General features: G+C 74.8%; 10 protein-coding genes and 4 pseudogenes. 9 read left to right on the forward strand and 5 right to left on the reverse strand.

Annotated elements, in window-relative coordinates; genetic code table 11:
* Positions 1 to 69: 69 nt before the first annotated feature.
* On the reverse strand, positions 70 to 1,263 hold the full coding sequence (locus EAO71_RS02340) for an acyl-CoA dehydrogenase family protein (protein ID WP_147976082.1): 1,194 nt from the start codon (positions 1,261 to 1,263) through the stop codon (positions 70 to 72).
* A 135-nt stretch (positions 1,264 to 1,398) separates the two neighbouring features.
* On the opposite strand from EAO71_RS02340, the gene EAO71_RS02345 reads away from it, so the two are divergent.
* The 3 genes from EAO71_RS02345 (at position 1,399) to EAO71_RS02355 (ending at position 4,101) form a co-directional block, all read left to right on the forward strand.
* The gene (locus EAO71_RS02345) at positions 1,399 to 2,679 is read left to right on the forward strand and encodes a CaiB/BaiF CoA transferase family protein (RefSeq protein WP_147976083.1); all 1,281 of its coding nucleotides are present in this window, start codon (positions 1,399 to 1,401) and stop codon (positions 2,677 to 2,679) included.
* Between the two features lie 75 nt (positions 2,680 to 2,754).
* The gene (locus EAO71_RS02350) at positions 2,755 to 3,420 is read left to right on the forward strand and encodes a GntR family transcriptional regulator (protein WP_147976084.1); all 666 of its coding nucleotides are present in this window, start codon (positions 2,755 to 2,757) and stop codon (positions 3,418 to 3,420) included.
* A 102-nt stretch (positions 3,421 to 3,522) separates the two neighbouring features.
* The gene (locus EAO71_RS02355) at positions 3,523 to 4,101 is read left to right on the forward strand and encodes a 3'-5' exonuclease (RefSeq protein WP_147976085.1); all 579 of its coding nucleotides are present in this window, start codon (positions 3,523 to 3,525) and stop codon (positions 4,099 to 4,101) included.
* Between the two features lie 398 nt (positions 4,102 to 4,499).
* On the opposite strand, the pseudogene EAO71_RS02360 reads toward EAO71_RS02355, so the two are convergent.
* A pseudogene (locus tag EAO71_RS02360) lies at positions 4,500 to 4,676 on the reverse strand (MFS transporter); the annotation flags it as partial.
* Positions 4,677 to 4,680: 4 nt separating this feature from the next.
* Here EAO71_RS02360 and EAO71_RS37410 point away from each other — a divergent pair.
* Genes EAO71_RS37410 through EAO71_RS02375 form a run of 4 tightly spaced genes read left to right on the forward strand, consistent with a single transcriptional unit; the run spans position 4,681 to position 7,269 of the window.
* On the forward strand, positions 4,681 to 4,899 hold the full coding sequence (locus tag EAO71_RS37410) for a hypothetical protein (protein ID WP_187282530.1): 219 nt from the start codon (positions 4,681 to 4,683) through the stop codon (positions 4,897 to 4,899).
* 44 nt (positions 4,900 to 4,943) lie between these two features.
* Entirely contained in the window at positions 4,944 to 5,516 is a 573-nt protein-coding gene (locus EAO71_RS02365; protein ID WP_147976086.1) for an RNA polymerase sigma factor, read from the forward strand.
* Positions 5,513 to 6,475: a zf-HC2 domain-containing protein gene (locus EAO71_RS02370; RefSeq protein ID WP_147976087.1), complete on the forward strand. Its 963-nt coding sequence runs from the start codon at positions 5,513 to 5,515 to the stop codon at positions 6,473 to 6,475. Before EAO71_RS02365 ends, EAO71_RS02370 begins: the two co-directional genes overlap by 4 nt.
* Complete coding sequence (locus tag EAO71_RS02375) at positions 6,475 to 7,269, forward strand: ABC transporter ATP-binding protein (RefSeq protein ID WP_187282529.1); 795 nt, start codon at positions 6,475 to 6,477, stop codon at positions 7,267 to 7,269. Before EAO71_RS02370 ends, EAO71_RS02375 begins: the two co-directional genes overlap by 1 nt.
* A 71-nt stretch (positions 7,270 to 7,340) precedes the next feature.
* Here the strand turns inward: EAO71_RS02375 and EAO71_RS02380 are convergent.
* Positions 7,341 to 7,460: pseudogene (locus EAO71_RS02380) on the reverse strand (DNA polymerase beta superfamily protein); the annotation flags it as partial.
* A gap of 18 nt (positions 7,461 to 7,478) precedes the next feature.
* Between EAO71_RS02380 and EAO71_RS02385 the strand changes: the two are divergent.
* Positions 7,479 to 7,652, forward strand: a pseudogene (locus tag EAO71_RS02385) (QcrA and Rieske domain-containing protein); the annotation flags it as partial.
* 10 nt (positions 7,653 to 7,662) lie between these two features.
* Positions 7,663 to 8,346 (forward strand): nucleotidyltransferase domain-containing protein, encoded by a 684-nt coding sequence (locus EAO71_RS02390; protein ID WP_147976088.1) that lies wholly within the window; start codon positions 7,663 to 7,665, stop codon positions 8,344 to 8,346.
* Here the strand turns inward: EAO71_RS02390 and EAO71_RS02395 are convergent.
* Together EAO71_RS02395 and EAO71_RS38450 are read right to left on the reverse strand one after the other, a co-directional pair.
* A complete protein-coding gene (locus EAO71_RS02395; RefSeq protein ID WP_147976089.1) occupies positions 8,343 to 9,140 on the reverse strand; it encodes a nucleotidyltransferase domain-containing protein in 798 nt (265 codons plus the stop codon). The genes EAO71_RS02390 and EAO71_RS02395 overlap by 4 nt on opposite strands.
* A gap of 22 nt (positions 9,141 to 9,162) precedes the next feature.
* Positions 9,163 to 9,294 (reverse strand): annotated as a pseudogene (locus tag EAO71_RS38450) (ADP-ribosylglycohydrolase family protein); the annotation flags it as partial.

Genomic DNA, 9,294 nt, shown 5'->3' on the forward strand with positions numbered 1-9,294 from the left:
TGCCCGGAGGGTCCGGCCCGGACTCTCCCGGCCCGGACCCTCCGGGCACCCCCCGGTCCGGATCACCCGTCAGCGGAAGGCCGACTCTCCCGTCAGGGCCTTGCCGACGACCAGGGAGTGCACCTCGCTCGTGCCCTCGTAGGTGAGGACCGACTCCAGGTTGTTCGCGTGCCGCATCACCGGGTACTCCAGCGTGATGCCGTTGGCTCCGAGGATCGTGCGGCACTCGCGGGCGACGGCGATCGCCTCGCGGACGTTGTTGAGCTTGCCGACGCTGACCTGTTCGGGCGTGAGGCGGCCCGCGTCCTTGAGCCGGCCCAGGTGCAGCGCGAGCAGCATGCCCTTGCCCAGCTCCAGGGACATGTCGGCGAGCTTCTGCTGCGTGAGCTGGTAGGAGGCGAGGGACCGCTCGAAGACCACGCGGTCTCCGGCGTAGGCGATCGCCGTCTCCAGGCAGTCGCGGGCGGCGCCGAGGGCGCCGAAGACGATGCCGAACCGGGCCTCGTTGAGGCAGCCGAGCGGTCCGGACAGGCCGCGCGCCCCGGGCAGCATGGCGTCGGCCGGGAGGCGCACGCCCTCCAGTACGAGTTCGCTGGTCACGCTCGCCCGCAGGGACAGCTTCCGCTTGATCTCGGGGGCGCTGAAGCCGGGGGTGCCTGCCGGGACGAGGAAGCCGCGGACGCCTTCGTCCGTACGGGCCCACACGACGGCGACGTCGGCGACCGAACCGTTGGTGATCCACATCTTCGTCCCGTCGAGGACCCAGTCCGCGCCGTCGCGCCGGGCGCGGGTGCGCATGGCGCCCGGGTCGGAACCGGCGTCCGGTTCGGTCAGGCCGAAGCAGCCGACGTACTCGCCCGCCGCCATGCCGGGCAGCCACCGCTGCTTCTGCTCCTCGGAGCCGTACGTCCAGATCGCGTACATGGCGAGCGATCCCTGGACCGAGACCAGACTGCGCAGTCCGGAGTCGACCGCTTCCAGTTCCAGGCAGGCCAGGCCGTACGCGACGGCGTTCGTGCCGGCGCAGCCGTAGCCCTCCAGGTGCATGCCGAGCACGCCGGCACCGCCGAGCTTCCGGGCCAGTTCGCGGGCCGGCACGGCGCCCTCCTCGAACCATCCGGCCACGTGGGGGCGCAGCTCGCGGTCCGCCATGGCCCGCACGGTGCGACGGATCTCCCGCTCCTCGTCGGTCAGCAGGCCGTCGATGGCGAGCAGGTCGAAGGGGTGGACGGGCGAGGACTTCGGCACGCTCGTGGACTTCATCGCGGGACTCCCTGCGGTTGCGGCTGCTCGGCGGGCCGAAGCCTAGCGGCAGATCGTATTTTGGATCCAGTATTGAATATCCCGTCACCGGTGCGTACGTTCGCCCCGGTCGGATCGCCGGCGGAGGAGAGCAGGATGCACGCAGACCAGCCGAGGACGCGGGAGACCACCGGAGGTCCGGACACGGCGGAGGTCCCCGGAGAGCCGGGAGCCGGCGCCGGACCGGACCCGGAGCCGAGGGTGACCGGCGCGGCCGGTGCGACGCCACGGCCCGGGGCCCTGGACGGGATCGTCGTCGCCGATTTCGGCCGGGTCCTCGCCGGGCCCTACATGACGATGCTGCTGGCCGACCTCGGCGCCGAGGTCATCAAGATCGAGCGGCCCGGCGGCGGGGACGACACCCGTGCGTGGGGCCCGCCCTTCGCCGACGGCGAGGCCACGTACTTCCTCGGCGTGAACCGCAACAAGCGCTCTCTCGTCCTCGACCTCACCGACCCGGCCGACCTGGAGGCGGCCCGGGCCGTCGTGGCCCGCGCCGACGTCCTGGTGGAGAACTTCCGTCCGGGCACGATGGAGAGGTTCGGGCTCGGCCACGAGGACCTGCGGGCCTCCCACCCCGGGCTGATCTACTGCTCGGTGACCGGCTTCGGCACCGCCGAGGGGGCCCGGCTGCCCGGCTACGACCTCCTGGTCCAGGCGATGGGCGGTCTGATGAGCGTGACCGGCGAGCCCGACGGTCCGGGCACCAAGACGGGCGTCGCGCTCGTCGACGTCATCACCGGCCTGCACGCCGGCCTCGGCATCCTGGCCGCGCTGCGCCACCGGGAACGCACCGGCGAAGGCCAGCGGGTGGAGGTCTCCCTGCTCACCTCGCTCCTGTCCGCCCTCAGCAACCAGTCCGCGGCCTATCTCGCCGCCGGCGTGGTCCCCCGCCCCCTGGGCAACCGGCACCCGAGCATCGCTCCGTACGAGGTGTTCGAGGCGGCGGACCGGCCGCTCGCGCTCGCCGTGGGCAACGACCGGCAGTTCCGCACGCTGTGCGACCACCTGGGGCTGGCCGGTCTCGCCGAGGACGCCCGCTTCGCCACCAACACCGACCGGGTCGCCCATCGCGAGGCGCTCGTCGCGGCCCTGTCGGGCCCGCTCGCCGGGCGCACCGCCGACAGCTGGTTCGAGGAGCTGACACCGGCGGGAGTTCCGTGCGGGCCGATCAACGACCTGGCCGCCGCCTTCGCGTTCGCCGAGCGGCTCGGGCTGGAGCCCGCGGTCCCCGTCGAGGCGGCCGGCCCCGGGCAGGTCGCCCATCCGATCGCGCTGAGCGCCACGCCCCCGGTGTACGCCTCCGCTCCCCCGCGCCTGGGTGAGCACACCACGGCGCTCCTCGGGGAGCTGGGGCTGCCCGATCGCGCTCCGTAGGGAGGCCCCGTAGGAAGATGGACGCGACCGGCGGCGCGGGCGCGCGGCAGGCGACCGAGCGAGAGGCCACAGGGGATGAACAGCGCGGCAGGGAAGCGGCGGCCACCCACCGCCCAGCAGTTCGTCCTGGAGGAGCTGCGGCGCGCCATCACCAGCGGGGAGCTGCGTCCGGGCGACCAGGTCCGCCAGGACGCGCTCGCGGCCCGGCTCGACGTCAGCAGGGTGCCGCTGCGCGAGGCCCTGAAGTCCCTGGAGGCCGAGGGCCTGGTGGTGCACCACGTCCACCGCGGCTATTTCGTGGCCGAGCTGTCGCTGGCCGACCTTGAGGAGATCTACCGCATCCGGGAGCTCCTGGAGGGCGAGGCCGTCCGGAGTGCCGTGGCCCGCGCGGACGAGGGGCTGCTCGACGCCGTGGAGGAGATCCAGCGCGCGGTGGAGGAGGCCGCGGAGTCGGGGGACGTCACGGAGATGGCGGCGGCCAACCGCCGGTTCCACTTCGCGCTGATCGGGGCGTCCGGCATGCCCCGGCTGATCCGGCTCGTGGCGACGCTCTGGGACTCGACCGACGCCTACCGGTCGCTGTACTACGCCGAGGCCGGGCACCGCGACCTGGCGGTGCGCGAGCACCGGGCGGTCATCGCCGCCCTGCGGGACGGCGACGCGGACGCCGCCGTACGCCTGCTCGACGAGCACCGGATCCACGCGGTGGCGGCGCTGCGGGAGGTACTGGACCTGAAGTGAGCCCGGGCTCCCGGCAGGCCGGCGACCGAGGCGCCGCCCGCCGCCCTGTGCCGGCGTAAATCCGGATGCCGGGCAGGGCGCCTGCTGCATAGCCTCGGGGCCATGGATCACGAAAGACCGGCGCTGGGACTGTGGAACGTCGTCGACGTCGAGGCGACCTGCTGGGACGGCCGGCAGCCGCCGGGCGCGGTGAACGAGATCATCGAGATCGGGCTCAGCGTCGTCGACCTCGACGCGGGCGGGCGGATCGCGCGCCATCGCGTGCTGGTCAAGCCCGCCCGGTCGACGGTCAGTCCGTTCTGCACGGAGCTGACCGGGCTCACCCAGGCCGAGGTGGACACCGGCCTGGACTTCGCGGCCGCCTGCCGGCTGCTGGCCGCCGAACACGCCACCGGGTCGCTCCCGTGGGCCAGTTGGGGCGACTACGACCGGAACCAGTTCACCCGCCAGTGCCGGGCGACCGGCACCGAGTACCCCTTCGGGCGCCACCACACCAACGCCAAGGCCGTGTTCACGGAGGCGTACGGGCTCGGCCGGCGCCCCGGGATGGCCCAGGCGCTGCGGATCGCCGGCCTGCCGCTGGAGGGGCGGCACCACAGCGGCGAGGACGACGCCTGGAACATCGCGGCCCTGGTCCTGCGGATGCACGAACGCGGCGCCTGGCCGGCCGTGACCCCGTAGCGGAGCGCCGCCGACGACGCCTGCGGGAGCTCGCTCGCCCGGTGCGCGACGAGGGTCGGCCGGCCCGCCGGCAGCGGCGCGGGAAGGGGCCGTCGCCGCCCACACGGCTGCGGCCCGCGTCCGTGAGGGGCAGTCGACCCCCACGCGGCCGCGGTCCGCGTCACGAGATCTGATGACACCTCAGCAGTCTTGCGTGCAGCGGCTGTTGGCCCTGCCGGACGTCGACGCGAGGCGTCGACGTCCGGCCCGTGGCAGGCGCCGGCATCGGCGTATGCGGAGGAAACCGTCACAGCCATTGACAGGTTCATTGCCCCCTCCCCATTCTGAGAGCGCTCTCAGAGCGCTCCCGGACAGGAGCGCTCCGGCGAGCCATACTCATCCCCGCACGGATCCCCAGCAAGCACGCCGGCGGCGGCCATCAGCGCGCCGAGGACGTCCCAGGGGCCGTCGGCGGCGCCCCGCGACTCGGGCAGCAGCCAGCGGCCCAGCGGCAGGATGAAGGCCATCAGCGGGATGTTGATCAGGAAGACCGAACCCCACCAGAAGTGCTCGACCAGGAAGCCGCCGCGCACCGGGCGGATGGAGCCGGCCGAGGTCGCCGAACTGCGCGCCGCCCTGGAGGACCCCGCCTTCGCCGCGGTGCCCGCCCGGCCGACCGGCGAGCCGGTGCACGACGGCTTCCAGTACGTCGTCACGTACCGGTACCGGGTCGTCGTCGCCACCGACGGCGACCGGCCGCCCGCGCTGCGGCGGGTGTTCTCGGCACTGCCCGGAGGCGGGCCGCCCACGTCCCCCTGACCCGGGGCGTGAACCGGCGAGGCCGCCGCGGGCGATAGAGGGGCGTGAGACTGTTGCGCCCCGCAGGGGGAGACGAGGACGACTCGGCGCTGTTGCGCGCGGTCGCCCGGGGGGACACCGAGGCGCTGGCGGTGCTGTACGACCGCCACGCGGGCTGGCTCCACGCGCGGCTCGCCCGGCGCTGCCCGGACGACGAGACGGTACGGGAGGTGCTCCAGGACACCTTCGTGGCGGTGTGGCGGTCCGCGGGCTCGCACCGCGGGCGGGGTGAGGCCGGCGGCTGGCTCTGGGTGATCGCCGCGCGGCGGCTGGTCGACGCGCGCCGTGCCCAGGCCCGCGTCCCGCGCACGGACCCCGAGCCGGTGGCCCTCGCGCCCTCGGCGGAGGACCGGGTGCTGGCGGGGCTGGAGTACGGCGACGTCGGCGCCGCGCTGGACCGGATCTCGCCGGAGTTGCGGGAGGTGCTGCGGGCCACCGTGGTGGACGGCCTGACGACGCGTGAGACGGCCCGGCTGCTCGGGATACCCGAGGGCACGGTGAAGACCCGCGCCCTGCGTGCCCGGCGCGAACTGCGTGCCGCCCTCGGCACCACCCACCCCCTGGGAGGCACCGCATGACGACGCCCTGGCACGTGACCGCGGACCTGGCGGACCGTTACGCCCGGGGCGCGGCCCCCGAGCCGGACGCCTGGTCCGTGGAGAAGCACGTCGAGACCTGCGGCGCGTGCGCCGTGCGCGTCTCGGACGCGGTCCGCGCGGGGTCGGCGGGCCCGGCTCTGGCGGACCTCCGCGCGGCCCTGCTGGACGAGGTCGGGAGGGAAGCCGCCACGGCGCCCGCCCGCGCGGGCCGTCTCCGGGCCCGGATCCAGGGGGCGGGCGGCGCCTCGAACGCTCCGGCCCGGCGGGACGGGCCCGCCGTCGCCCGGGCGGAGAGGCCCGCCCGGCCCGCCGGACCCCGGCCGCCCACCCGGCTCGCGCGCGTCGTCTGGGCCGCCGGGCCCGCGCTGCGCGGCGCGTGGCTGGGGTCGCTGGTCGCCGTCGCCGTGGCCGCGCTCGGGCTGGCGTACGGCGCGGGCTTCCGGGACGTCCGGCCGCTGTTGCTCGCCGTCGCCCCGGTCCTCCCGCTCGCCGGGGTGGCCCTGTCGTACGGCCGGCACGCCGACCCGATGGACGAGATCGTCGCCGCGACGCCCTCCGGCGGGCTGCGCCTGCTGCTGACCCGGACGGCCGCCGTCCTCGCCGTGAGCGTGCCCCTGCTGACCGCCGCGGGGGCGCTGCTGCCGGCCGCGCCGGGGGTGCCCGGGGCGGCGGCCTGGCTGCTGCCGGGTCTGGCGCTGGCACTCGCGACGCTCGCCCTCGGCTCGTTCGTGGGCTGCCGGGCCGCCGCCGCCACGCTCGGCGGCGGCTGGCTGCTCGCCGTGACCGGGCCCGTGCTCGGCCGCCCCGGGGCGACCGCCGAGCTGGCCCGCCTGCTCTCCGGCCCCGCCGTCCAGGGCGCCTGGGCCGCCGCCGCCGCCGTCTGCGCCGGGCTGCTCGCCCTGCGGCGGCGCTCCTTCGACCACCTGGGGACCCTGTGATGCCGACCGTCTCGGTGACCGGGCTGACCGTCCGGCACCGCCGTACCGTCGCGCTCGACGCGCTGGACCTGACCCTGGGCCCCGGTGTGCACGGACTGCTGGGGCCCAACGGCGCCGGCAAGACCTCCCTCATCCGGGTCCTGGCGACCGTCGCCGCGCCCTCCGCGGGCCGGCTGGAGCTGCTCGGCCTGGACGCGGGCGCCCACCGGACCCGCTCGGAGATCCGGCGCCGACTGGGCTACCTGCCGCAGGAGTTCGGCTACTACCCGGGCTTCACGGTCCGCGAGTTCGTCGCGTACGTCGCCTGGCTCAAGGAGATGCCCGCCGCGCGCGCCGCCGAGGCGGTGCGGCGGGCCGTCGAGCGGGTCGGGCTGGGCGACCGGATGGACGCGAAGCTGAAGACCCTGTCCGGTGGCATGGTCCGCCGTGTGGGCATCGCCCAGGCCGTCGTGAACGACCCGGAGCTGCTGCTGCTCGACGAGCCGACGGCGGGCCTCGACCCCGAGCAGCGGGTCGAGTTCCGTTCGCTGTTGCGGGAGTTGGGCGCCACGGCGACGGTGGTGGTGTCCACGCATCTGGTGGAGGACGTGGCGGCGGCCTGTTCGGAGGTCACCCTGATCGAGGGCGGCCGGGTCGCCTTCCGGGGCTCGACCGCCGGGCTGTCGGCCCTGGGCGAGGAGACGGACGGCCGCGCGGACGGCACCCACGCGATCGAACGCGGCTACACGAGCGCCCTGCGGGCCCATCGGGCGGCCGTCCCGTCCGCCCCCGCGACGCGGGGAGGTGCCCGGTGACCGCCCCTGCTGACCGCCGCGGGGGCGCTGCTGCCGGCCGTACGACAGGGCCACCCCGGCGAGCGGGAGGACCCCTCCACGTGCGCCGGAGGCTTGTCGAAACGCCAGAAGAGCGGTGTCGGGGCGAGGTAGACGCCCCGGCGGTCGGTGTCGCTGGTCTCGGTGGCCAGGCCGAAGGCGCGCGAGCCCATGACACAGGAGTAGATCGTGTGGTCGCGCACCAGGMCTGCCTGGTGAACAAGGTCGCGGACGGCACCATCGACTGCCCCTGCCACGGGTCCAAGTTCCGTATCGCCGACGGCTCGGTGGCCGCGGGTCCCGCTCCCCGGCCGCTGCCGGCGGAGCAGATCACCGTGTCCGGGGACACGATCACTCTCGCGTAGCCTGACGCGCATGAATCCGGCAGACCTGGTGCGCGACCACACGATCTACTCCTGTGTCATGGGCTCGCGCGCCTTCGGCCTGGCCACCGAGACCAGCGACACCGACCGCCGGGGCGTCTACCTCGCCCCGACACCGCTCTTCTGGCGTTTCGACAAGCCTCCGGCGCACGTGGAGGGGCCGGGCGAGGAGCAGTTCAGCTGGGAGCTGGAGCGCTTCTGCGAGCTGGCCCTGCGCGCCAACCCGAACGTGCTGGAGTGCCTGCACTCCCCCGTCGTCGAGCGGATCGACGACACCGGCCGCGAACTGCTCTCGCTGCGCGAGGCGTTCCTCTCCCGTCAGGCGCACGGGACCTTCGTCCGGTACGCCGGCGGTCAGCGCCGCAAGCTCGACGCCGACGTCCGGCAGTACGGGGCGCCGCGCTGGAAGCACGCCATGCACCTGCTGCGGCTGCTGATGAGCTGCCGCGACCTTCTGCGTACCGGTGAACTCACCCTGGACGTCGGCGWCGAGCGCGACCGCCTGCTCGCGATCAAGCGCGGGGAGGCGCCGTGGGACGAGGTCGAGTCCTGGATGAACCGCCTCACCGAGGAGGCCGACCGGGCCTCCGTGCGCAGTCCGCTGCCGGCGGCTCCGGACCACGCCCGGGTCGAGGACTTCCTGATGCGCGCCCGCCGCGCGTCGGTCCTGTCCTAGGTCCTGTCCGGGCCGGCTCCCGGTCCGGTCCCGGTCCCGGTCCGGGTCCGGACGAGGAAGTCGTGCAGGGCGTCGTGCGTCCCGGCGGCGGGGGTGTCGGCCAGGGACGACGCCTCCTGGGCCGCGTCGAGGACCGTGTGCAGCGTCCCGACGTCGCCGCGTACGCGTTCCCTGTCCACGTCCGCGGGTCCGTGCTCGGCCGCCGCCTTGGCCTCGACGAGGCCGGGCAGGTGGGCGGGGGCCTCCGGCACCTCCCCGACGAGCGTGGGCAGATGCGCCTGCACCTCGCCGGCGCGCATCACATGGATGCCGGTGAGGAGCGCGCGGAAGGTGTAGAGCAGCGGCTTCAGCTCCCCCGTCCTCTCGAAGAGCCGCCACTGCGTCGTGGCGAAGCCCCGGTAGTGGTGGGCGTGGTGGCGGGTGAGCACCCGGGGCGCGAGCGAGACCAGTTCGGCGTGCGCCTCGGTGGTGTGGACGACGAGCGGCGACAGCAGCTGCTCCAGCACGTAGCCGTTGCGGCGCAGCATCAGCAGGACGAACTTCCGCAGGTCGTGGGTGACCAGGTCCATCTCGACGCCGTCCCGGTCCCACATCCGGGAGCGGGTCTCCTCCGGCTCGCGCAGGCCGATCAGGTCGGCCGCCGGCAGCAGGTGTGCGCCGCGCAGGTCCACGTCCGAGTCCCGGGACGGGAAGCCGTAGAGGTGCGCGCCGGAGACGGTGGCGAAGACGAGGGGGTCGGCCTGCTCCGCCACGACGGCGGAGAGGTCGACCTCGGGGATGAGGGTCCGGGTCATGGCACCAGTGTCCCAGAGGGGGTCAGACGTCCCAGAGGGCGCCCAGGGTGAGCAGTTCGCTGCGGTACTCGATGCGCTCCTCCCACTCCTTCGGCCAGGCCCCGGCCCCTCCACGTGCGCTGGAGGCTTGTCGAAACGCCAGAAGAGCGGTGTC

The sequence above is a fragment of the Streptomyces sp. MS191 genome, assembly GCF_008042125.1.
In the GTDB taxonomy this organism is placed as follows: domain Bacteria; phylum Actinomycetota; class Actinomycetes; order Streptomycetales; family Streptomycetaceae; genus Streptomyces.

Excerpts from the sequence above, each read along its gene's own strand:
- EAO71_RS02370 (WP_147976087.1), top strand. The coding sequence starts at position 5,513 with ATGACGACGCCCTGGCACGTGACCGCGGACCTGGCGGACCGTTACGCC.
- EAO71_RS02345 (WP_147976083.1), top strand. The coding sequence starts at position 1,399 with ATGCACGCAGACCAGCCGAGGACGCGGGAGACCACCGGAGGTCCGGAC.
- EAO71_RS02395 (WP_147976089.1), bottom strand. The coding sequence starts at position 9,140 with ATGACCCGGACCCTCATCCCCGAGGTCGACCTCTCCGCCGTCGTGGCG.
- EAO71_RS02340 (WP_147976082.1), bottom strand. The coding sequence starts at position 1,263 with ATGAAGTCCACGAGCGTGCCGAAGTCCTCGCCCGTCCACCCCTTCGAC.
- EAO71_RS02375 (WP_187282529.1), top strand. The coding sequence starts at position 6,475 with ATGCCGACCGTCTCGGTGACCGGGCTGACCGTCCGGCACCGCCGTACC.
- EAO71_RS02350 (WP_147976084.1), top strand. The coding sequence starts at position 2,755 with ATGAACAGCGCGGCAGGGAAGCGGCGGCCACCCACCGCCCAGCAGTTC.
- EAO71_RS37410 (WP_187282530.1), top strand. The coding sequence starts at position 4,681 with ATGGAGCCGGCCGAGGTCGCCGAACTGCGCGCCGCCCTGGAGGACCCC.
- EAO71_RS02355 (WP_147976085.1), top strand. The coding sequence starts at position 3,523 with ATGGATCACGAAAGACCGGCGCTGGGACTGTGGAACGTCGTCGACGTC.